15 protein-coding genes are annotated in these 22,429 nt (G+C 73.7%); 7 read left to right on the forward strand and 8 right to left on the reverse strand.

The annotated features are described in order from the left end of the window. Window positions 1-141: 141 nt before the first annotated feature. Entirely contained in the window at window positions 142-2,610 is a 2,469-nt protein-coding gene (locus NOD94_RS00075; RefSeq protein ID WP_281203565.1) for a YfhO family protein, read from the forward strand. Here the strand turns inward: NOD94_RS00075 and NOD94_RS00080 are convergent. The 3 genes from NOD94_RS00080 to NOD94_RS00090 form a co-directional block, all read right to left on the reverse strand. Next, entirely contained in the window at window positions 2,598-4,112 is a 1,515-nt protein-coding gene (locus NOD94_RS00080; protein WP_281203566.1) for a serine/threonine-protein kinase, read from the reverse strand. The two genes, NOD94_RS00075 and NOD94_RS00080, sit on opposite strands and share 13 nt — an antisense overlap. Then, window positions 4,109-4,774, reverse strand: a complete 666-nt coding sequence (locus NOD94_RS00085) for a hypothetical protein (protein WP_281203567.1) — start codon at window positions 4,772-4,774, stop codon at window positions 4,109-4,111. The genes NOD94_RS00080 and NOD94_RS00085 overlap by 4 nt, the downstream gene beginning before the upstream one ends. Window positions 4,775-4,883: 109 nt before the next feature. Then, window positions 4,884-6,935 (reverse strand): N-6 DNA methylase, encoded by a 2,052-nt coding sequence (locus tag NOD94_RS00090; protein ID WP_281203568.1) that lies wholly within the window; start codon window positions 6,933-6,935, stop codon window positions 4,884-4,886. Window positions 6,936-7,102: 167 nt separating this feature from the next. On the opposite strand from NOD94_RS00090, the gene NOD94_RS00095 reads away from it, so the two are divergent. From NOD94_RS00095 to NOD94_RS00105, 3 genes are all read left to right on the forward strand, one after another. Further along, the gene (locus NOD94_RS00095) at window positions 7,103-7,858 is read left to right on the forward strand and encodes a hypothetical protein (RefSeq protein ID WP_281203569.1); all 756 of its coding nucleotides are present in this window, start codon (window positions 7,103-7,105) and stop codon (window positions 7,856-7,858) included. Between the two features lie 79 nt (window positions 7,859-7,937). Then, the gene (locus NOD94_RS00100) at window positions 7,938-8,687 is read left to right on the forward strand and encodes a hypothetical protein (RefSeq protein ID WP_281203570.1); all 750 of its coding nucleotides are present in this window, start codon (window positions 7,938-7,940) and stop codon (window positions 8,685-8,687) included. 74 nt (window positions 8,688-8,761) lie between these two features. After that, a complete protein-coding gene (locus NOD94_RS00105) occupies window positions 8,762-8,935 on the forward strand; it encodes an Rv0909 family putative TA system antitoxin (protein ID WP_281203571.1) in 174 nt (57 codons plus the stop codon). A gap of 80 nt (window positions 8,936-9,015) precedes the next feature. Here NOD94_RS00105 and mfd read toward each other — a convergent pair whose 3' ends face one another. After that, window positions 9,016-12,549 carry a transcription-repair coupling factor gene (gene mfd / locus NOD94_RS00110; RefSeq protein ID WP_281203572.1) on the reverse strand — a complete coding sequence of 1,178 codons (3,534 nt, stop codon included), beginning with the start codon at window positions 12,547-12,549 and terminating at the stop codon, window positions 9,016-9,018. A 265-nt stretch (window positions 12,550-12,814) separates the two neighbouring features. On the opposite strand from mfd, the gene NOD94_RS00115 reads away from it, so the two are divergent. Next, the gene (locus tag NOD94_RS00115; protein ID WP_281203573.1) at window positions 12,815-14,302 is read left to right on the forward strand and encodes a DUF2079 domain-containing protein; all 1,488 of its coding nucleotides are present in this window, start codon (window positions 12,815-12,817) and stop codon (window positions 14,300-14,302) included. 119 nt (window positions 14,303-14,421) lie between these two features. On the opposite strand, the gene NOD94_RS00120 is transcribed toward NOD94_RS00115, so the two are convergent. After that, a complete protein-coding gene (locus tag NOD94_RS00120; RefSeq protein WP_281203574.1) occupies window positions 14,422-16,998 on the reverse strand; it encodes an FtsX-like permease family protein in 2,577 nt (858 codons plus the stop codon). Beyond that, a complete protein-coding gene (locus NOD94_RS00125) occupies window positions 16,995-17,783 on the reverse strand; it encodes an ABC transporter ATP-binding protein (RefSeq protein WP_281203575.1) in 789 nt (262 codons plus the stop codon). The genes NOD94_RS00120 and NOD94_RS00125 overlap by 4 nt, the downstream gene beginning before the upstream one ends. A gap of 349 nt (window positions 17,784-18,132) precedes the next feature. Here NOD94_RS00125 and NOD94_RS00130 point away from each other — a divergent pair, with 349 nt between their 5' ends. Continuing rightward, on the forward strand, window positions 18,133-19,737 hold the full coding sequence (locus NOD94_RS00130; protein ID WP_281203709.1) for an MDR family MFS transporter: 1,605 nt from the start codon (window positions 18,133-18,135) through the stop codon (window positions 19,735-19,737). A 17-nt stretch (window positions 19,738-19,754) separates the two neighbouring features. On the opposite strand, the gene NOD94_RS00135 is transcribed toward NOD94_RS00130, so the two are convergent. Beyond that, window positions 19,755-20,306 carry an ABATE domain-containing protein gene (locus NOD94_RS00135; protein WP_281203576.1) on the reverse strand — a complete coding sequence of 184 codons (552 nt, stop codon included), beginning with the start codon at window positions 20,304-20,306 and terminating at the stop codon, window positions 19,755-19,757. Window positions 20,307-20,386: 80 nt separating this feature from the next. Here NOD94_RS00135 and NOD94_RS00140 point away from each other — a divergent pair, with 80 nt between their 5' ends. Then, window positions 20,387-21,244 carry an alpha/beta hydrolase gene (locus tag NOD94_RS00140; protein ID WP_281203577.1) on the forward strand — a complete coding sequence of 286 codons (858 nt, stop codon included), beginning with the start codon at window positions 20,387-20,389 and terminating at the stop codon, window positions 21,242-21,244. Between the two features lie 395 nt (window positions 21,245-21,639). Here the strand turns inward: NOD94_RS00140 and NOD94_RS00145 are convergent, their stop codons facing one another. Continuing rightward, window positions 21,640-22,326: a copper homeostasis protein CutC gene (locus NOD94_RS00145; RefSeq protein WP_281203578.1), complete on the reverse strand. Its 687-nt coding sequence runs from the start codon at window positions 22,324-22,326 to the stop codon at window positions 21,640-21,642. Between the last annotated feature and the right edge of the window lie 103 nt (window positions 22,327-22,429).

A 22,429-nucleotide genomic window follows, 5' to 3' on the forward strand; every position in this document is an offset into this window, starting at 1 on the left:
ACAAGGGCCGTGCGGTGATCGATGGTATGCAGTCAGGGTGGCCCGAGCCACCGGTTCGACCAACGATTCCGGGGGTGTTGGGGTGCGAGTTCACTCCGCGGCCACCACCATGCCCTCCGTTTCTGGGAAGGTCGGCCCACCATGTCGACATCGCAGCACGCCCCGCACCGCTCCGCCGCGCGCCCCGCGGCCGCCGGGACCGCCCCCGGGACGGACCCGTCGGCCTCCGCCGCGGCCGGTCCCCGCCCGTCGTCCGGTCGCCGCGCCGGCCTCGCCGGGGCCGCCCTGGCGGCCCTGATCACGACGGCGGCCGTGTGCGCGGGCGACGCCGCCGCGCGCGTCTTCCCGTACGGTCCGCGCCACCGCAGCGTGAACGACCTCGGGAACCAGTTCGTCCCCTTCCACGCGCGCCTGTGGGACCTGCTGCACGGGCGGGCCGAGGGCGGGCTCCTCCTCAACTGGAGCTCCGGGTACGGCACCGGCTTCCTGCCGGACCTGGGCACGTACCTGTCCAGTCCCTTCGCCGTCCTGGTGGCGTTCTTCCCGCGCGCCGACATCGACCTCGCGGTGTACGTGGTCACCGTGCTCAAGACGGCCGCCGCGGCCGCGGCGATGGCCTGGCTGCTGCGGACCCAGCGGCCGGGGCCCTGGTGGGCGGCGGGCCTGCTGGGCGCCTCGTACGCGCTGTGCGGCTGGTCGGTGCTGGAGGCGTCCTACAACCCGATGTGGCTGGACGGGCTGATCGCCTTCCCGCTCCTGTGCCTGACGGGGGAATGGGCGCTGCGCCCCCGCCGTCCGGTGGCGGGGGCGCTGGTGGTGGCCCTGTGCTGGACGGCGAACTTCTACACCGCGTACATGGCCACCCTGGGCGCGGCGCTGGTGCTGCTGGTCCGCGTGGTGCTGACCCGGGACGACGTCCGCGAGCGGGTCCGGGTGTGCGTGCGGGCGGCGGTGACGACGCTGCTGGGGATCGCTCTCGCGGCGCCCCTGCTGGTGCCGCTGTTCCTGAGCTCCAGGCAGGCCTACCCGGGCTGGTTCAAGGAGTTCCGGCCCGTGCCGTGGCCGGACCTGTTGGCCCGGCTGCTGCCGGCGACGTACTCCTTCTCCTCCCCCGCCCTGTTCGTGGGCACCGGGACCCTGCTGCTGGTGGCGGCGCTGCCGTTCCACCGGGCGCTGCCGGCCCGGACCCGGTGGTGGTGGGCGGGCCTGGTGGCCGCCGTACTGGTGTCCCTGCAGTGGGCGCCGACCCATCTGGCCTGGCACGTCTTCGCGACGCCGAACGGCAGCCCGTACCGGCAGACCTTCGTGCTGGCCGGGATCGTGGTGATCGCCGCCTGGACGGGCCTGGCCGCCGGGCTGCCCGGGGTGCGGGCCCTCGCGGCCGGCGCGGGCGTCCTCGTGACGGCCGTGGCGGTGGCGGCGGCCGGGAGCGGGCTGACGACGGGTTGGGGCGCGGCGCTCTTCGGCGCCGGTCTGGCGGTGTCCGCCTGGGCGTGGTGGGCGCTCGGCCGGCGTCGGGCGGTGCCGGTGGCGGCGGCCCTGCTGATCGCGGTGCTGGGGGCGCAGGCCGCGGCGACGGCGGCGTACGGGCACAAGGGGAAGCTGGGCGGGCTGGACGACTACCCGTCCTGGGGCGCGGACCACACCGCCCGCGCCACGGCCCTGGCCGGCGCCGACGGCTGGCCCGCGTACCGGACCGACCCGGGCCGGCCCGCGTTGTCGGGCAACGACCCGATGCTGCTCGGCGGCGAGGGCGGCTCGTACTACAGCAGCCACACCCCGGACGTGTTCACGCGTTCCATGGCGGCGCTGGGCGCGGGCTGGACCTCCCGGGGCCGCAACGTCCAGAGCCTCGACAACCCGGTGACGGACGCGGTGTTCGCGGTGGGCGCCCGGCTGAAGCCCGACGGGACCGTGGCCCGCGCCGAGGTCCTCCCGCTGGTGACGGTCCGTCCCGCGGGCCCGTCCCCCACCTACGGGGACTCGCCCTTCGCCAACCAGGAGCTGCTGCTGGGCGCGCGCGTGTACGAGGACCCGGTCGCCCCCGGGGTCTGCCGGGCGGGCACGGAGGCCTTCCTGTGGGCACCGGAGTACAACGCCACGGCCCGCCTCGCGGACGGCCCCGCCTTCCGGCTGAACGGCTGGGCGCCCCGCAACCGGGCCGCGCTCCAGCCGATGGGCGTCTCGCACGGCCCCGCCTCGAAGCTGGTCTTCGACCGGCCCGCGCCGGCGGCCTGGGCCCTGTCCTGCCTGGACCGGCCCCGGCTGGACGCGGCGGTGTCCGCGCTGCGCGCCTCGGCCGCCGGCTCTGTACGGGTGTCCTCCTCGGGCGTGCGCGCGACCCTGCCCCCGGGGAGTACGGGCACGGCGGTCCTGTCGGTGCCGGCCGTCGCGGGCTGGAGCTGCGACGGCCGCCCGGCCGGCGCGTACCTGGGCCTGGTCGCCGTCCCGCTGGACGGCCGCACCACCACCCTCGACTGCGGGTTCCGCCCGCCGGGGCTGCTCCCGGGGGCGGCGGTGGCCGCGGTGGCGGCGGCCGTCCTACTGGGCTCGGCGTACCGGCGCCGGCAGCGGGGCGCGGCGGCCGGGCCGCCGCGTCAGCGGACCTGACCCAGCCACTGGAGGGTGCGGCGGACCTCCACCGGGAGGGGGTGGCCCGGCCCGTGGACGCGGTCCGCGTCGAACAGGAGGCGGACCAGGGTGTCGTGGGCGCCCTGGCGGTCGCCGAGGGAGAGCAGCAGGTGCGCTATCCGGCGGCGGACCTCCAGGGGCAGGCCCGGGTCCGGGTTGGCGTAGTGGTTCTCGAAGAGCGGGAGCAGCGAGCGGTACTCCGCGAGGGCCGCCGCCGGTTCGCCGAGCTGTTCCAGGCACTGGGCCGCGTCGTAGCGGAAGCGCAGCGCCTGGGCGTCGCCCGCGGGGAACTCGTCGGCGAGGCGGCGCAGTTCGGGCAGGGCCCGGCGGTACTGGCCGTCGTCCATCAGGGTGGCCGCGTACTGCTTGCGCAGGGAACGGACCACCGGCGAGTGTTCCCCGTGCTCGGCGGCGGCGGCCGGGAGGATGCCGCCGAGGATGTCCACGGCCTGGGTGAGCCGGCCCTGGTCGAGGAGCTTGCGGGCCTCGTCGACCGCGCCGGGGATGTCGGGCCGGGGCGGGGCCGGCGGGTCGGCCGGCCGGGGCGGGACGACGGCCGCGCGGTCGGGCCAGGGGGCGTGCGGGCGCAGGAAGGGGCGGGTCGGGTCGAGCGGGCCGGCCGGGAGGCGGCTGCCGCGGGTGGGCAGCAGCGGGGCGAGGGCCTCGTAGACCTCCTGCGCGGAGCCGGGCCGGTCCTGGGGGTCCTTGGCGAGGAGGCGCATCAGGAGCGCCTCCAGTTCCTGCGGGATCTCCGGGCGCGCTCCGCGCACGGGGAGCGGGGGCTCGTACAGGTGCCGGTGGAGGACGCCGAGGGCGGTGGAACCGGCGAAGGGGACGTTGCCGCTGAGGAGTTCGTACAGCAGCACGCCGAGGGCGTACAGGTCGGTGTACGGGCCGACGGCGCCGCCCATGGCCTGCTCGGGAGCCATGTAGGCGGGGCTGCCGATGGGGGACCCGGTGCTGGTGAGGCGGGTGGTGTCGGTGTCCATGACGGAGGCGACGCCGAGGTCGAGGACGAGGACGGTGCCGTCGGGGCGGATCATCACGTTGCGCGGCTTCAGGTCGCGGTGGACGATCGGCACCGCGTGCACGGCCGACAGGACGGCGCACAGCTGCGCCACCACGGAGACGGCCCACGGCCACGGGTAGGGGTCGTGTTCGGCGAGGTGGTCGGCGAGGTCGGAGCCCTCGACGTAGCCCATGACGAGGTACAGCTCGTCGCCGTCGCTGCCCGCGTCGTGGACGGTGACCAGACCGGGGTGGTCGACCTGGGCGGTGACGCGGCATTCGCGCACGAAGCGGCGGCGCAGTTCCTCGGCGACGGTGCCGGGGCCGGCCACCTTGTCGGGGCGCAGCAGTTTGACGGCGACGCGGCGGTCCAGGCGGCGGTCGTAGGCCGTCCAGACCTGGCCCATGCCGCCCTGTCCGAGGATGGTGGCGAGCTGGTAGCGCTCACCGATGAGGCGTTCCCTCTCGGTCACTTGTCACGGTCCTGGCGGGCCGTGTCGTTGGGGTCCTGGTACGGGCCCCCGGGCCGCGGCGGCTGCTGCTGCGGCCGGCGCAGGAGTTCGCTGAGCTCGTCGAGCTCGGCGCGGACCTGCCCGATCCGCGGCGGCGGCGTCGCCTGCGGCGGGTTGTGCGGGGCCTGCGGGACCCGGGGCGCGGGGGCGGGCACGGGGGTGTGCGCGGGCGGGTACCCGTAGGCGGGGTTGGTCTGCTGCTGCGGCGGCGGCATGTACGGGGGCTGCGGGGCGGCCTGCGGGTACCAGCCCGGGACGGGCCCGGCCGCGGCCAGGGCCTCGTTGTGCTTGATGTCGGCGATGAGGAAGTAGACGCAGGTCGCGAAGCCGGTGAGGATCGAGCCGCCTGCGCCGAGGTTGCCCTGCCAGCCGTTGGTCTCGGCGGTCGGGTCGATCTGGATGAAGGTCATCCAGACGACGGCGAGCACGCCGCTGACGACGAGCAGGACCCAGTCGCGCGTCTTGCGGGTCACCAGGGCCAGGCGCAGCATCGCGCCCCAGGCGAGGAAGCCGCAGCTGATCACGGGGAGCACCGCGAACAGCACGCGCAGCGTCACCACGGTGGAGGAAGTGGGACGGTGGCCGTGGGGGCCTTGCTGCGGCGGGATGCCGGGGGCGTGCATCGGTGCTCCTGACGGGCCGTGCGGATGGTTTGCGGGTATGAGCGTATACAGCCTTTCCGGCCGTCCGTGAGGGGATGGACCCAACCGTTGCAGGGTCGCTGCACAGGGGTCACTCCGGCAGGACGGATCCGTCCGAGAGACCGTCGTAGAGGCCTTGGACGAGTTGCTCCCCGAGCCGTGCCGCGCGCGCCAGCGCGTCCTCGAACTCGGCGAGCTCCCGGAACCGGGCACCGTAGCGGCGCTGTTCGGCGAGGGGCAGCCGGGGCAGCCGCAGCCGGCGGACGTCGAGGCGGGTGGCGGTGGAGGCGTGGCTGCTGGCGCGGCGGGTGTTGGCGGTGCCGCGCAGGAATCCGGCCACGAACCAGGGGTCGAGGGCGGCCGGGTCGGGGCGCAGCAGTTGTACGTTGCGGCCGAGGGCCGCGCCGGCGCCGCTCGCGGCGTCCGCCCCGATGACGCGGGCGGCGCCGACCGCTCCGACGACGGGGACGACGACGTCGCCCGGGGCGGCGAGGAAGGGCTCCTCGGGGCCGGCGGCGAGGGTGCCGGAGGGGGCGGCGCCCGCGTACACGTCGTGCTCGGTGAGCACCGGCGGTTCGCCGGCGTCGGGGCCGGCGGCGCTGCCTGTGCCGGTGCCGGTGTGCAGCAGCAGGGCTCCGGCGCGGGCGAGTTCGCCGATGGTGGTCTGCGGGAGCCGGGCGGGGGCGGCGTCGGCGGGGGTGGGAGGCGGGGTGAGCCGGGCGGCGCGGGTGAGGCTCTCGGTGAGGCGTTCCCGTACGGCGGCGAGTTCGGCGAGGCCGCCTCCGGTGCCGGGCGGGGGGAGGTGGCGGGCGGGGGTGAGGTCGACGTCGTCGTCCAGCAGCTCGACGACGGGCACGACGCGGGCGAGCCCGGGGACCTCGGCGGCACCGGCGTTGCGGTCGTAGGCGGTCCAGGCGTCGAGCACCGCTTCGTGCACGGCGGGCCAGGCGGCCCGGGCCTGGCCGTCGGGGGCCAGGCCGGCGGTGTCCACCAGCAGCAGTCCGTTGGGTGCCGGGGCGTGCGGGGCGGGCCGGCGCAGCACCCACAGCTGGAGCGGGATCCCGTAGGGCGGCGCGGCCCCGGCCGGGAGGGCGATGACGGCCCGCAGGGCTCCCCGGCGCAGCAGGTCGGCGCGGATGCGGCGGCCGGAGCGGCGGGCGGCGACGGCGGGGGGCATCAGCAGGACGGCGGTGCCGCCCTCGCGGAGGTGGGCGAGGGCGTGCTGGATCCAGGCGAGTTCGGATTCGGTGCGGGCGGGGAAGCCGTACTCCCAGCGGGGGTCGTAGGCGAGTTCCTCGTGGCCCCAGTTGCGTTCGTTGAACGGGGGGTGGCACAGGACGGCGTCGAGGGCGGGCTCGGCGAAGGCGTCGGCGCGCAGGCTGTCGGCGGCCGCGGCGCGGACCTGGGCGGAGCCGTGCAGGGCGAGGCGCAGCGCGGTGAGGGCGGCCAGTTCGGGCGAGGCGTCCTGGGCGTGCAGGGTGGTGGCGCCGGTCAGTGCGCGCAGCAGGCTGCCGGTGCCGCAGGCGGGGTCGAGTGCGCTGCGGACGCCCGGTCCGGCGAGGGCGGCCATCAGCGCGGCGCAGCCGTCGGGGGTCAGGGTGTACTGCCGGGGGTTGGCGTCGAGGTGGCGGCCGAGCAGGAACTCGAAGGCCTTGTGGGCCCCGGGTCCGGCGGCGAGTTCGGCGGCGGCCCGCAGCAACGGCATGTCGGCGGCCCGGGGCGCCGTGGCGGCGAGGGGGTGGCCGGGGCCGAGTCGGGCGGTGAGGACCCGGTCGCGGACGGGGCCGAGCAGGGTGGCCATGCGGGTGTCGGAGACCGCGGTCAGCTCCAGCCACTCGGCGGGCCGGTCCCGTACGACGAGCAGCGCGGCTCCCGCCTCGACGAGCGCGGCGACGGCTCCGCCGGGGTGGGCGGTGACCTGCTGCCAGACGCGTTCGCGCAGCGGCACTTCGGCGAGCTTGCCCTGGGCCCGGAGCCAGTCCTCGACCTCGGGCAGGGCGAAGGAGGGGCTGGTCTCGCTGCCGCCGACCGGTTTGGGGAAATCGGCGTGCCGGCGGCGCCAGTTGCTCACGGCGGCGCGGCCGACGCCGGCCAGGCGGGCGATCTCGGCTGCGGTTACCTCTGCGACGTTCTCCTCCGACATGCCGGGAGCATACCGGTGCACACGGAGGAGACCACTTCACAGCGTGAATTCCGAGCAAAGCGATGAATCTTGTTGACTCGGTTCACAGGCTCTGTTGTGATGATCCCGTCGAACGGCGGCGCGAGCAACCAGCCGCGCACGAACCCGAGTTCAGTCAGGAGCACTCCATGTCCCACACCCCGCGCAAGAGCCGGACCGCCCGAAACAAGGTACTCACGGGCTGCGGCGCGCTCCTCGCGCTCGTCGCGGTCGGCGCCTGCACCGGGACGGAGACGACCAAGGACGGGAAGCCGGCCGCCGCCGCGAGCGCGAAGACGGACGCGGGTACGTCCGGGGGTTCGTCGGGCGGCGCCCAGAGCGGACAGCCCGGCGCGCAGCCGAGTGCGCAGAGCAGCCAGAAGCCGGCCGAGGAGAAGGAGGCGGCGATCCGCGGCAGCGGCACCTTCCAGGTCCCCGGGGACGTCAAGCCCGGCACCTACCGCACCACCGGCAACAAGGACCTGGGCTGCTACTGGGAGCGGGCCAAGGACTCCAACGCCGAACTGGAGTCGATCATCGCCAACGACAACGTCACCGGGGCGAGTTACGTGACCATCGAGGCCACCGACAAGATCTTCAAGTCCTCCGGCTGCAAGGACTGGGAGGCCGTCGACCCCAAGGCCGCAGGCGCCGCCCCGAAGACGGAGTTCTCGGGCGAGGGCGGCATGTACAAGGTGGGCTCCGACATCGCCCCCGGCACCTACAAGTCCACCGGCCTCGCCGAGGGGGCCGCGGGTTGCTACTGGGAGCGCTCCAAGTCCGCCGACCACGAACTGGACTCCATCATCGCCAACGAGAACCCCGAGGGCCCGGCGGTCGTGACGATCTCCGCGAAGGACGCCTACTTCAAGACCACGGGCTGCGCGACCTGGAAGAAGTCCTGAATCCGCTCTCCCCCGACCGGGCATCGCGCACCCGTGGTTAACCTCTGGAGACTTTGAACGCTCCCAGGGGGGAACCGACTTGCGCACCACCACGACCATCATCACCACCGCGCTCGGCTGCGCGGCCCTGCTGACCCTCACGGCGTGCGGACCGTCCTCCGACGCCGGGCAGGGCAAGCCCTCACCGACCTCCAGCACATCGGCCCCGGCGAAGCCCGACCCGTTCGCGGGCAAGGATCCCGCCGCCGTACTGCGCACCGCCTACGAGGAGACGGAGCGCGTCGCCGGCAAGGACCTGCACATCTCGGGCACGATGGACGGCCGCCAGATCACTGCCCTCCTCAGCGTCGAGGGAGAGCGGTTGTGCGAGGGCCAGGTCACCGTCATGAAGGCCGGGTCCGCCGACCTCTACTTCGAGGACGGCACCCTCTCCCTCAACGGGGACGAGGGCTTCCTCAAGGACCACTTCAAGGGCGCCGCCCGGCCCGAGGCCGATCCCGAGGGATGGATCTCCGCCGAGGGCTCCGACCCCTCGGTCGCCCACCTCCTGGACCTCTGCATGCACGCCATACCTGCCAAGGCCTTCCCCCACGGGAAGGACGTCCGGCGGGTGGCCGACACCTCCTACGACCAGTGGCGGGTGGCCGTGTTCAAGTCGACCGCGCCCAACGGCGTCGAGATCACCGACCACGTCCTGATGGACGGCGCCCCGTACCTCGTCAAGCGGCTCGTCGGCGGACCGGACTTCAGCAGCGCCGAGTACCTCAAGCTGCCCGGCCTCGCCCGGACCCCCGTCGCGACCCCGACCCGGCGCGCACGCCCCGCCTGAGCCCGCCGCCCCGGCGAGCGGCCCGGCCGCAACCGACGTAACGTCGCAAAAGGGGCAGCAAAGGGAGCGTACGCATGGGGATTTTCGACAAGTTCAGGGACCAGGCCAAGACCAAGGGCAAGGACATCTCGGACAACCTGGAGCAGGAGGCCAACGAGAAGACCGGCAACAAGTACGCCGATCGGATCGACAAGGCCCAGCAGCAGGCCGAGCAGCGCCTCGGCATCGACGACGACCCCAACAAGTAACGCCCGACGAGCAACGCCCGCACGCGGAACGGGGAGGGCGTCGGCCACGGCCGACGCCCTCCCCGCGCGTACGGACCCGGTTACGAGCCGAGGATCGTGGTGAGGAACTCCCCGGTCCAGGCGAGGAGTTCCCGCCCGACCAGCGGCTTCCCGCCGACCCGCGCGGTCTTCGGCCTCGGCACCAGCACCTGCGAGGTGGCGGGCTTCAGCACCGTCCCGGGGTAGAGCCGCTTCAGGCGCAGCTCCTGCGACTCGCGCAACTCCACCGGCCCGAAGCGGATGTTGGGGCCCTGGAGGGTGATGTCGCCGACCCCGCAGGCCCGCGCGAGCATCCGCAGCCCCGCCACCAGCAGCAGGTTCTCCACGGGCTCCGGAAGCTTGCCGTAGCGGTCGGTGAGTTCCTCCCGCACCGCCTTGACGTCGGCCTCGGAGTTGGCCGCCGCGATGGACCGGTAGGCCTGCAGGCGCAGTCGCTCGCCGGGGGCGTAGTCGTGGGGGACGTGCGCGTCGACCGGCAGCTCGATCTTCACCTCCAGCGGCGGCTCCTCCTCGACCCCGCCCTCGACGGCGGCCCGGTAGTCCGCGACCGCCTCACCGACCATCCGGATGTACAGGTCGAAGCCGACGCCCGCGATGTGACCGGACTGCTCCCCGCCCAGCAGGTTGCCCGCGCCGCGGATCTCCAGGTCCTTCATGGCCACGTACATGCCGGCGCCCATCTCGGTGTGCTGGGCGATCGTCGCGAGCCGCTCGTGCGCGGTCTCCGTCAGCGGCTTCTCCGGCGGGTACAGGAAGTACGCGTACCCGCGCTCGCGGCCACGGCCGACACGGCCGCGCAGCTGGTGCAGCTGGGAGAGGCCGAAGTTGTCGCCGCGCTCCACGATGAGGGTGTTGGCGTTGGAGATGTCGATGCCGGACTCGACGATCGTCGTCGACACCAGGACGTCGAACTTCTTCTCCCAGAAGTCCACCACGACCTGTTCCAGGGCCTGTTCGGACATCTGGCCGTGCGCGGTCGCGATCCGCGCCTCGGGCACGATCTCCCGCAGCTTCGCGGCCGCCCGGTCGATGGACTCGACCCGGTTGTGGATGTAGAAGCACTGGCCCTCGCGGAGCAGCTCGCGGCGGATCGCCGCGCCGATCTGCTTCTCCTCGTACGGGCCGACGAAGGTCAGCACCGGGTGCCGCTCCTCCGGCGGGGTGGTGATCGTCGACATCTCGCGGATGCCGGTCACCGCCATCTCCAGGGTGCGCGGGATCGGGGTGGCGGACATGGTCAGCACGTCGACGTTGGCGCGGAGCTTCTTCAGCTGCTCCTTGTGCTCGACGCCGAAGCGCTGCTCCTCGTCGACGATGACCAGGCCCAGGTCCTTGAACTTCGTCTCCTGCGAGAACAGCCGGTGGGTACCGATGACGAGGTCGACCGAACCCTCCTTGAGCCCTTCCAGGGTGGCCTTCGACTCCGTCTCGCTCTGGAAGCGGGACAGCGCCTTCACGATGACCGGGAACTGCGCGTACCGCTCGGAGAACGTGCCGAAGTGCTGCTGCACCAGCAGGGTCGTCGGGACGAGCACGGCGACCTGCTTGCCGTCCTGGACGGCCTTGAAGGCGGCCCGGACGGCGATCTCCGTCTTTCCGTAGCCGACGTCGCCGCAGATCAGCCGGTCCATCGGGACCGACTTCTCCATGTCCTCCTTGACCTCGGCGATGGTCGTGAGCTGGTCGGGCGTCTCCGCGTACGGGAAGGCGTCCTCCAGTTCGCGCTGCCAGGGGGTGTCCGGGCCGAAGGTGTGGCCGGGGGCCGCCATGCGGGCGCTGTACAGCTTGATCAGGTCGGCGGCGATCTCCTTGACGGCCTTCTTCGCGCGCGCCTTGGTCTTGGTCCAGTCGGCGCCGCCGAGCCGGTGCAGGGTCGGGGCCTCGCCGCCGACGTACTTGGTGACCTGCTCCAGCTGGTCGGTGGGGATGTACAGGCGGTCGCCGGGCTGGCCGCGCTTGGCGGGGGCGTACTCGACGAGGAGGTACTCGCGGGTGGCGCCCTGCACGGTGCGCTGCACCATCTCGACGTACCGGCCCACGCCGTGCGCCTCGTGGACGATGTAGTCGCCGACCTCCAGGGTGAGGGGGTCGACGGACTTGCGGCGCCGGGTAGGCATCCGGCCGAGGTCCTTGGTGGCGGTGCGCTGGCCGGTGAGGTCGGTCTCGGTGAGGACGGCCAGCTTCAGGGCCGGGTCGACGAAGCCGTTGTCGAGGGAGCCGCAGGCCACGTGCACGATCGACGGTTCGAGCTTCGCGAGGCCGGACTCCAGCCGGGCGGCGATGCCCTCGCCGCCGAGGACCTCGACGGTGCGGGCGGCCGGGCCGTGGCCCTCGGTGAGGTAGACGGTGCGCCAGCCGTCGGCGAGCCAACCCTTGGTGTCGGCGAGCGCGCGGGCGGTGTCGCCGCGGTAGGCCTCGGGGGCGTGCATGCCGAGCTTGAGGGTGTCCCCGCCGACGGTGTCCTCGTCGGCGGCGAACGGCGACACCGACCACCACATCATGCCGAGCTCGCGGGCGTGCTCGCGGACGTCCGCGATGCCCCGCAGGGAGGCCGCGCCGACGTCGATGGGGGCCTCGCCGCCGCCGGCGGTGGCCGCCCAGGAGGCCATCAGGAACTCCTGCGAGGTCGCCACCAGGTCGGAGGCCCGGGTGCGGACCCGCTCGGGGTCGCAGACCACGGCCATCGCCCCGGCGGGCAGGACGTCGATCAGCAGCTCCATGTCGTCGACGAGCACCGGGGCGAGGGACTCCATGCCCTCGACGGCGATCCCCTCGGCGATCCTGTCGAGCAGTTCGCCCAGCTCGGGGTGGAGCTCGGCCAGCGCCGCGGCCCGCCCGCGCACCTCGTCGGTGAGCAGCAGCTCGCGGCAGGGCGGGGCCCACAGCCCGTGCTCGGCGATCTCCAGGGACCGCTGGTCGGCGACCTTGAAGTAGCGGATCTCCTCCACGTCGTCGCCCCAGAACTCCACGCGCAGCGGGTGCTCCTCGGTGGGCGGGAACACGTCCAGGATGCCGCCGCGCACTGCGAACTCGCCGCGCTTCTCGACCAGCTCGACGCGCGCGTACGCGGCCGCCGCGAGGGCGGCGGTGATCTCGCCGAGGTCGGCGTTCTGCCCCTGCCTCAGGCTGACGGGGACCAGGTCGCCGAGGCCCTTGACCTGCGGCTGGAGTACGGAGCGGATCGGTGCGACGACCACCGAGACGGGCCCTGCGGCCGGGTCGTCCGCGCTCGGGTGGGCGAGCCTGCGCAGGACGGCGATGCGGCGGCCGACGGTGTCGCTGCGCGGGCTGAGCCGTTCGTGGGGCAGCGTCTCCCAGGAGGGGTAGTCCACCACCCCGTCCGGCGGCAGCAGCGAGCGCAGCGCCGCGGCCAGGTCCTCCGCCTCGCGCCCGGTGGCCGTCACGGCGAGGACCGTCCGCCCGGTGCGCCGGGCCAGCGCGGCGATCGCGAAGGGCCGCGCGGCGGGCGGGCCGACGAGGTCCACGTGCATCCGGTTGCCGTCCCCGGCCGCGGTGACCGCCTCTGTGAGGGCGGGATCCCGGGTGACGGCGTCGAGCAGTCCGTGCAGGCTCATGAAGGGGGCTTTCCGTCCGGTGACGAGTTCGTCCGTGGGCAGGGGGAAGAGCAGGGTCGGGGCGGGTGCGGCGCGGGTACGGGCAACGCGAAGGACCCGACACGTGAACGGGCCGGGGGTTCCCACCCTACGCCCGCCCGCCCCTCCACCACCGTCCCCCACCGGGGCGCGGCCCGCCCGTCCGGCGCCGCCCGGGGGTTTCCGGCCACGGCCGAAACGGGGGGCCGGAGCCCGGTCCGTCCGACCGGAATGACAATCTGGACGTATGTCCATATCCGGGAGTCCGACGACGGCCGGGGCGCCCTCGGCGACCCCGGCCCCGCCCCGCGTCCCGGTCGTTCCCGGGCCGCGCCGGGCCGTACGGGGGCCGTCGGCCGTGCGGAAGCCGGGGCCGGCCGCGTTCCGCACCGGCCGGGACGCGTGGCTCCTCGCCGCCGCGCTGTTCCTCGCGTACGCCGTGCTGTCCGTGTCGCGCCACCGGCGCATGGAGACCCTGTCCTGGGACCTGGGCATCTTCGAGCAGGCCGTCCGGGCCTACGCCTGGCTCCGGCCGCCGGTGGTCGACCTGAAGGGGCCGGGCGCCCTCGTGCTCGGCGATCACTTCAGCCCGGTCATCGCCCTGATCGCCCCCCTCTACCGGGCGTTCCCCACCCCGGTCACCCTCCTCGTCGTGCAGGCGGCGCTGTTCGCGGTGTCCGCGGTGCCCGTCACCCGGGCCGCGGCCCGGTTCCTCGGGCCGGCCCGGGGGCTCGCGCTCGGCGCCGCGTACGGGTTGTCGTGGGGGATCCAGCGAGCCGTCGAGTTCGACTTCCACGAGATCTGCTTCGCGGTCCCGCTGCTCGCCTTCGCCCTGGAGGCGCTGGTCGCCCGCCGGTGGTGGGCCGCGCTGGGCTGGGGGCTGCCGCTGCTGCTGGTCAAGGAGGACCTCGGGGTCACCCTCGCCGCCCTGGCCCTGGTGGTCGCCTGGCGCGCCCGGCGGACCGACCGGTGGGCCGCGCGGGCCGCGGTCGCGGTGGCCGTCCTCGGGGCGCTGGCCGCCGTCCTGGTGTTCACCGTCGTGATCCCCGCCTTCGCCGCCGACGGCTACGCCTACTGGGACAAGCTCGACGGCGCGGGCCCCGGCCCCCTCGACGGGCTCGGCACCAAGCTCTCCACCCTCGCCTGGGTCCTCGTCCCCACCACGGGGCTGCTCGCGCTGCGCTCCCCGCTGCTGCTGGTCGCCGCGCCGACGCTGGGCTGGCGGTTCCTGTCCGGCGACGAGCACTACTGGTCCACCGACTGGCACTACAGCGCGGTCCTGATGCCGATCGCCGCCCTCGCCCTGGCCGACGCCCTCGACGCCTCCCGGCGGTCGCCCCGCCCCTGGCTGCGCGCGTACTCCCTCCAGCTGCCCGCCGCACTGCTCGCGGCCGGCCTCGCGCTGAGCGCGACCACCCTGCCCCTGGCCCGGCTCGGGGAGGCCTCCACGTACGAGCGACCCGCCCGGGTCGGGGCGGTCGAGCGGCTCCTCGCCCGGATCCCGAACGGCGCGAGCGTGGAGAGCGACATCGCGCCGATCACCCGACTGACCTCGCGCTGCCGGGTGTTCTGGATCGGCGACACCAAGGGCGTCCTGCCCGACTACGTCGTCTACGACAACGCCTCCGGCTGGGCCGGCGAGGACCCGGTCGGCTACGCCCGGCAGTTGCACCCGGACGCCCGCTTCACGCTGGTGGGCACCGCCCGGGGAACGGTCGTCCTGCGCCGGATCTGAGCGATCCCGCCCCGGCGCCCGCCCCGCCCCCGCCCCGGTGCCCCCTGGCACGACGCCGCCCCGGGCCGCCCTTTCGGGCTGCCCGGGGCGACGTCCCCCCGTACGACCGTCCGGCGGGGTTACTCGCCGGAGATCGCGTTCAGTACGTTCATCCGCCCCGCCCGGAAGGCCGGTACCAGTGCGGCGAACAGGCCCACCAGGGCCGATGCGGCGAACACCCCGAGGATGGTCGGCCACGGGATCTCCAGGACCTTCAGGCCCTCCAGGGCCAGCAGCTGCTGCGCGGCGGCGCCCCAGCCCATGCCCAGTCCGAGGCCCAGCAGGGCGCCGAAGAGGGCGATGACCACCGACTCCAGGCGGATCATGCGGCGCAGCTGGCGGCGGGAGAGGCCGATGGCGCGCATCAGGCCGATCTCGCGGGTCCGCTCGACGACCGAGAGGGCCAGTGTGTTCACGACGCCGAGGATCGCGACGACGATGGCGAGGCCGAGGAGGCCGTAGACCATGTTCAGCAGCTGGCCGACCTGGTCCTTCAGGGCCTGCTTGTAGTCGGCCTGGTTGCGGACGGTGTACTGCGGGTACTCCGCGAGGGCCTTCTTGACCTCGGCGTACGCGGTCCCGGCCTGGCCGTCCTTGGCGGTGGCCAGCAGCATGAACGGGCGCGGCATCCGGTCGGCCGGGACGGAGGCCTCGGCGAGGGCGGTGCTGATGTACTTCATGCCCTTGTCGAGGTTGCCCTCGTCGCTGGTGATGGCCGCGACCTTGAGCTTGAGCGTCTTCCCGCCGTCGAAGGCGACCGTCAGCTCGTCACCGAGCTTGACGCGGTGCGCGTCGGCGTAGATCGAGCCGACGCCGATCGCGTCCTTGCCGTAGGCCGCCGCGTGCTCGCCGGCCACCATCTTGCGCCGGAGGTCCTTGGCGTAGGTGGGGTCGGTGGCGCCGAGGCCCACGGCCTCGGTGGTCCCGTCCGGCGCGGTGATCCTCGCCGGGATCTCCCGGTAGGCGGTGACGTGGTCGAGGCGCGGGTTGGCGCGCATGGCCTGCTCGGCCTGCGGCATGACCGGCTGTCCGGTCTCGGAGCTGACGATGTAGTCCGCGCCGACCGACTTGTCGAGTTCGTCGGTGGCCGAGGCCACCATCGAGGAGCCGACGACCGAGAGGCAGGCGACGAGCGCCAGCCCGATCATCAGGGCGGCGGCGGTGGCGCCGGTGCGGCGCGGGTTGCGCAGGGCGTTGCGTTCGGCGAGCCGGCCGACGGAGCCGAAGGGCCGCAGGACCGCTCCGGAGAGCACCCGCACCACGCCCGCCGCGAGCAGCGGGCCGATGACGATGAAGCCGATGAGCGTGAACACCACGCCGACGCCGAGCCACAGCGAGCCGGCCGAGGCCTTCTCGGCGGCCGTGGCGAGGAACAGGCCCGCGCCTCCGATGCCGGTGAGGACGAGGCCGAGGACGGCCCGGACGATGCCGGCCTTGCGGTCACCGGGGGTGCCGGCGTCGCGCAGGGCGGCCATCGGGGAGACCTTGCCGGCCCGGCGGCCGGGGACGTAGGCGGCGACGACGGTGACGACGACGCCGAGGAGGATGCCGACGACCGGGGTGGTCCAGGCGATGGTCAGGTCGTCGGTCGACAGCTCCATGCCCATCTGGCCCATGAGCTTCATGAGGCCCACGGCCAGGCCGATGCCCGCGGCGACACCGAGCAGGGAGCCGACGACCCCGAGCAGGAAGGCCTCGACGAGCACTGACCGGTTGATCTGCCCGCGGTCGGCGCCGATGGCGCGCATCAGGCCGATCTCGCGGGTGCGCTGGGCGACCAGCATGGAGAAGGTGTTGAAGATCAGGAAGATGCCGACGAGGAAGGCGATGCCGGCGAAGCCGAGCATCACGTACTTCATGACGTCGAGGAAGGAGCCGACGTCCTTGCGATTGGCGTCCGCGGCCTCCTTGGCGGTCTGGAGCGTGTAGGCGTCCGCGCCGAGGACCTTGGCGACGTTCTGCTTGAGCCGCTCGTCGCTCACCCCGTCCTTGGCGGTGATGTTGACGTGCGTGAACTCGCCCGGGGCGCCGAGCAGTCGCTGCTGCGCGGTGGCGGTGTCGAAGTAGACGATCGTGGCGCCCGGGTTGGTCACGGTGAACGCGGCGATGCCGCTGATCCGCGCGCGGGTGTCGCCGGTGACGGCGATGGTGCGCAGTTCGTCGCCGAGCGCGAGGTGGTGCTTCTTCGCGGTGTCGCTGTCGACCATCATCTCGGTGGGGCCGCGCGGGGCGTGACCGGAGGTGATCTTCATGGACTTGAGCTCGTTGTCGTTCCAGTTGCCCGCGATGGTCGGGGCGCCGGTGGTCGAGCCCATGTTCTCGTTCTTGGCGTTGACCACGGTGACGGCCATGGACAGGACGCCGCCCTGAGCGCCCTTGACGCCCTCGGCCTTCGCGGCCCGGTCGACGACCGAGGCGTCCAGCGTCCGGGGCTTGCCGGTGGCGGGGGCCTCCTCCCCGGCGACGGCCTCCTTGGGACTGACCGTGACGTTGGAGTTGGTGACGGCGAAGAGCTTGTCGAAGGTGGTGTTCATCGTGTCGGTGAACACCAGGGTCCCGCACACGAAGGCGACGGACAGCAGTACGGCGATGGCGGAGAGCGCCATGCGCCCCTTGTGCGCGACGAAGTTGCGCCGCGCGGTCTTCATGACGGTCACGAGGTCCGCCCGCGCGCGTCGAAGTCCTTCATGCGGTCCAGGACCTGGTCCGCGGTGGGCCCGTACATCTCGTCGACGATCCGGCCGTCGGCGAGGAAGATGACGCGGTCCGCGTAGGAGGCGGCGACCGGGTCGTGCGTGACCATGACGATGGTCTGGCCGAGCTCGTCCACGGACTGGCGCAGGAACCCGAGGACTTCGGCGCCGGCGCGGGAGTCGAGGTTTCCGGTCGGCTCGTCGCCGAAGATGATCGCCGGGCGGGCGGCGAGGGCGCGGGCCACGGCGACGCGCTGCTGCTGTCCGCCGGAGAGTTCGGTCGGGCGGTGCTTGAGGCGGCCCGCGAGACCCACGGTGTCCACGACCCGGTCCAGCCACTGCGGGTCCGGCTTGCGGCCCGCGATGTCCATGGGGAGCGTGATGTTCTCCAGGGCGTTGAGCGTGGGGAGCAGGTTGAAGGCCTGGAAGATGAAGCCGATGCGGTCGCGGCGCAGCTGGGTGAGCTTCTTGTCCTTGAGGCCGGTGATCTCGGTCTCGTCGAGGAAGATCTGTCCGCTGGTGACGGTGTCCAGGCCGGCGAGGCAGTGCATGAGGGTGGACTTGCCGGAGCCGGAGGGGCCCATGATCGCGGTGAACTGGCCGGAGTGGATGTCGACGTCGACCGTGTCGAGGGCGACGACGCGGGTCTCGCCGGTGCCGTAGGCCTTGACGACCTGGCGCGCCCGGGCCGCGACGGCGCCGTTCCCCCCGGTACTCCCGTGCCTGGTTTCGGTCATCGCGGTTGTCACGGTGTTCTCCCCTGTTCGCTGCGCGCCCGGTGCGCGCTGGTGCGTGCGTGCGTCGCCGTCGTGAAGTCTGTGGTGCGGGGGGTGTCCGGCGCGCTGGTGCCCATCGCCGTATCCACCGGGGGGTTAACCCCACCCCCGCTACCCCGCTCGTATGACTCAGTTAAGGACGCGGCGGGACGTTCGGCCTCATCCGCCGGGACGAACGTTCCCTGGCCCGTTGGGGGGAGCGACCCCTAGGGGATCCGGGCCCCCCGGCCCGCCCGGGGTGAGGGATACCGCCGGACACACCCCTGGTGAGAAGGTGTTCTCCGCGTCCGGGTGCCGGGGGCACACAGGGGGAGGCGGCGTGGTGGCGGCGGAGGGGAACCAGGGGGAGACCCCCGTGGAGGACGGGACGGACCCCCTCGGAGGAAACGTTTCCGCCAATCGGTCGGGCCGCCGCGACAAGCCTGTGGACGGGCGTCCGGAGGGACGTCCGCCGACCCGCGTGGTCATCTCGCTGATGCTGAGCATGGCCCTGGTCGCCCTCGACACCACGATCGTCTCCACCGCGGTCCCGCAGATCGTCGGCGACCTCGGCGGGTTCTCCGTCTTCTCCTGGCTGTTCTCGGGCTACCTCCTCGCCGTCACCGTCACCCTCCCCGTGTACGGGAAGCTGAGCGACACCTTCGGCCGCAAGCCCGTCCTCCTCTTCGGCACGGCCCTGTTCCTCGTCGGCTCCGTCCTGTGCGCGTCCGCCTGGAACATGGCCGCGCTCATCGCCTTCCGGATCGTCCAGGGGCTGGGCGGCGGCGCGCTCCAGAGCACCGTGCAGACCCTCGCCGCCGACCTGTACCCGCTGAAGGAACGCCCGCGGATCCAGGCCCGGATGACCACGGTCTGGGCCTCGTCCTCGCTGCTGGGGCCCGCGCTCGGCGGACTGCTCGCGGCGTACGCGGGCTGGCGCTGGACCTTCCTCATCAACGTCCCGCTGGCCGGGCTCGCCCTGTGGCTCACCGCCCGGCACCTCGTCGAACCCGTACGCTCCCCGGGCCGCCGGGGCCCGGTCGACTGGGCGGGCGCCCTCGGCGTCTTCGCCTGCGGCGGGGTGCTGCTCTTCGCGCTGGTACAGGGCGGCGTCGCCTGGCCGTGGCTGTCCGCGCCCTCCCTGGCCCTCTTCGCGGCGGCCGCCGGGCTGGCCGCGGTGGTGGTCCGGGTGGAACGCCGGGCCCAGGAGCCGATCCTGCCCGGGTGGGTGTGGCGGCGGCGCACCATCGCCGCCGTGAACCTGGCCCTGGGCGCGCTGGGCCTGCTGATGGTCGCCCCGCTGGTGTTCATGCCGACGTACGCCCAGACCGTGCTCGGCCTCGGCCCCGTCGGCGCCGGGTTCGTGATGGCCCTGATGACGCTGAGCTGGCCCATCTCGGCCGCGTTCTGCCAGCACGTCTACCGGCGCATCGGCTTCCGCGACACCGCCGTCCTCGGCATCGGGGCGGCCGCGGTGATCCTGTTCGCCTTCACGCTGCTCCCCCACCCCGCACGGGCCTGGCAGCCCGCGCTGATCATGCTGCTCTTGGGCTTCGCCCTCGGCTTCTTCCAACTGCCGTTGATGATCGGCGTGCAGTCCACCGTGGGCTGGGAGGAGCGGGGGACCACCACGGCCTCGGTCCTGTTCTGCCGCACCGTCGGCCAGAGCGTGGGCGCCGCGCTCCTCGGCGCCGTGGCCAACGCGACGATCGCCGCCCGGCTGGCGGACGCCCCGCTGCCCGGCCTCCCGCAACGGCTGGACGACGTCTCGAAGGCCCTGGCCGCCCCGGGCTCCCTCCCCGAGGCCACCGCCGCCCACCTGCGCTCGGCGGTCGCCGCCGCCGTCGACCACATCTTCCTCGGCGCGACGGCCGCCGCCCTCGCCGCGCTGCTGGTCCTCCTGTTGGTCGCGCCCCGCGAGTTCCCCGTCCTGAAGGAACAGGACTGACCCGAAGCGGGCCGCCCCTACGCCTCCTTCCGCTTGGCGTAGTGACGGGCCACCCGGGCCCGGTTTCCGCAGGCCGACGCCACGCACCAGCGCCGCCGCGGGTGCGCCGGCAGGAACAACAGGGCGCAGTCGTGGGCCTCGCACTCCCGGACCTCCGCCACCCGCGGCCCGGCCAACAGGTCCGCGACGGCCTCCGCGAGCTCCGCCGCGAGCCGCCGACCGGGAGCCGCGTCCCGGAGCGCGACCGCCTCCAGCCCGCCCCCCTCGACCCACGCCAACTCCCGGTGGGCCGGGGCCCCCGCCAGTGCGGCGTTGAGCACCCGCAGCGCACCGTCCGGCGGCCGCTCACCCCGCCGGACGGCCGCCAGCGCCGGGCCGGCGGCCTCCCGCACCGCCCGCACGGCCGCCACCTCGTCCGGTCCCACCTCACCCACGGGCACCACCCGCCCCGCCTCCACCTCAAGCCACGCGGCGAGCCCCGCGGGATCGGCGATCAGGTCCCCGACGGTGGGGCGGGTGTTCAGCAGGTCCAGGGCGAGGTGCTCACCCGTGAGCGGGAAGACGGTCATGCACTAACGATACCAACCCCCCTTGACCCATTAGAAAACCTGAGCAAAACTAATGCCACCCAAGCCAACGGAGGCATTACATGTCTGTCCTGCATCGCACCGTGGACGTGAACGGCGTGGCCGTCGCCTACCGCGAGAGCGGCCCCGCCGACGCCCCGGTCCTGCTCCTCCTGCACGGCTTCCCCACCTCCTCCCACCAGTTCGCCCGCCTGATGGACGCCCTCGACGGCACCCCGCACCGCCTGATCGCCCCCGACTACCCCGGCTTCGGCCGGACCAGGACCCCCGACGACTTCACGTACAACTTCGACCGCCTCGCGGACGTCGTGGAGGGCTTCACCGACGCCCTGGGCCTCGACCGGTACGCCCTATACGCCTTCGACTTCGGCGCCCCCGTCGGCCTGCGACTGGCCACCCGCCACCCGGACCGGGTGACCGGCCTGATCGTCCAGAACGGCAACGCGTACGAGGAGGGCCTCTCCGACGCGGCTCGCGAGTTCGCCGGCCTGCGCCGCGACGTCCCCGGCGACGAGGACAGGATCCGGGGCCTCTTCACCGAGGAGGGCACCCGCTTCCAGTACGAGACCGGCGTCGCCGACCCCGCCCGGATCTCCCCCGACGGCTGGACCCTCGACGTCCACTACCTCGGCCTGCCGGGCCGCGCCGACGCCCAGGCCGACCTGGCCTTCGACTACTCGGCGAACTTCGCCCACTACCCGGCCTGGCAGTCCTGGCTCCGCACCGCCCGACCGCCCCTGCTGGTCCTCTGGGGCACGGGCGACCCCTTCTTCACCCCGGCGGGCGCCAAGGCCTACCTCCGCGACGTCCCCGACGCGGAACTCCACCTCTTCGACGAAGCGGGCCACTTCGCCCTGGAAACCCACCTCTCCGAAATAACCCCCCTGATCAGCAACTTCCTCAACAACCTCACCCCCTGAACCACCCAAGCCCCCTCAGGCCGGAACAACCCCCGCAGACCGGGACCGGGAACAAGCCCGGGAAACGGACCCGCAGGTCGGGCGGAACGGGACCGGCCCCCGAGTCAGGGCCGGTAACGAGGGGGGCTACGGACCCGCAGGTCGAGCCCGGGACCGGAGGACGTGCCGCAGGTCGGGGACGGGGACGGGGTGGGGTGTCGTCCGGGACTAAAACGTGATTTGTTGGCGCGCGGTACCGCCCCACCAACGCAGCAGCGGACAGGGCGCCATAAATCATGCCCGTCCCGGACGACACCCCACCCCGGCACCGGCCCCGACCCACCCGCAGCCACCGCACCCGCACCCGCAGCGGCCCCGCCCCAACACCACCCCCGACCGGCCCCCACCCCCACCCCCTACCCCAACGCCCCCCGCCACTCGGCAACCGCCGCCGCCGACACCGGCCGGTCCCAGCCCTCCGGACGGGCCGCGCCTCCGATGTGGAAGGCGTCGATGCCGGCCGCCCGGAGCTCCGGCAGGTGGCGCAGGGCCAGGCCCCCGCCGACCAGGATCCGCGCCCCGTACCCCGGCTCACCCGCCCGCGCCGCCTCCGCGAGCAGCACGGGCAGCCCCTCGTCGACCCCGGCCGCCGACCCGGCGGTCAGGTACGTGTCCAGGCCGGGCAGCTCCGCGAGCGCCTTCCGCAGCTGGTCCCGGTCCGGTGCCCGGTCGATCGCCCGGTGGAAGGTCCACCGGCAACCGTCGAGTTCCGCCGCGACCGCCTCGACGGCGGCCAGGTCAGGCCCGCCCTCCGCGTCCAGGAACCCGAGTACGAACTCGTCCGCGCCCTCCGCCCGCAGCCCCCGCGCCGTTTCCACCAGACCGGCCAGGTCCCCGGCGGCGAACCCGTCCGTCCTGCGGAGCATCACGCGCAGCGGGATGTCGACCGCCGCCCTGATCGCCGCGAACGTCTCGCGCGACGGGGAGAGCCCGTCGGCGGCGATGTCGGTGACCATTTCGAGTCGGTCCGCCCCACCTGCCTGGGCGGCGACCGCGTCCTCCACGTCGAGGGCGATCACCTCCAGGAGCGCACGGTTGCTCATGTCGTCCCATCCTTCGGATTTCGGAAATCGGAAAACTGCGCGTATGGCCCGGGCCGGGCCGATATGGAAAATAGGTCTAGTCCAATATGCAGGGTACGGGGCC

Source organism: Streptomyces sp. Isolate_45 (assembly GCF_024721315.2).
Lineage (GTDB): Bacteria > Actinomycetota > Actinomycetes > Streptomycetales > Streptomycetaceae > Streptomyces.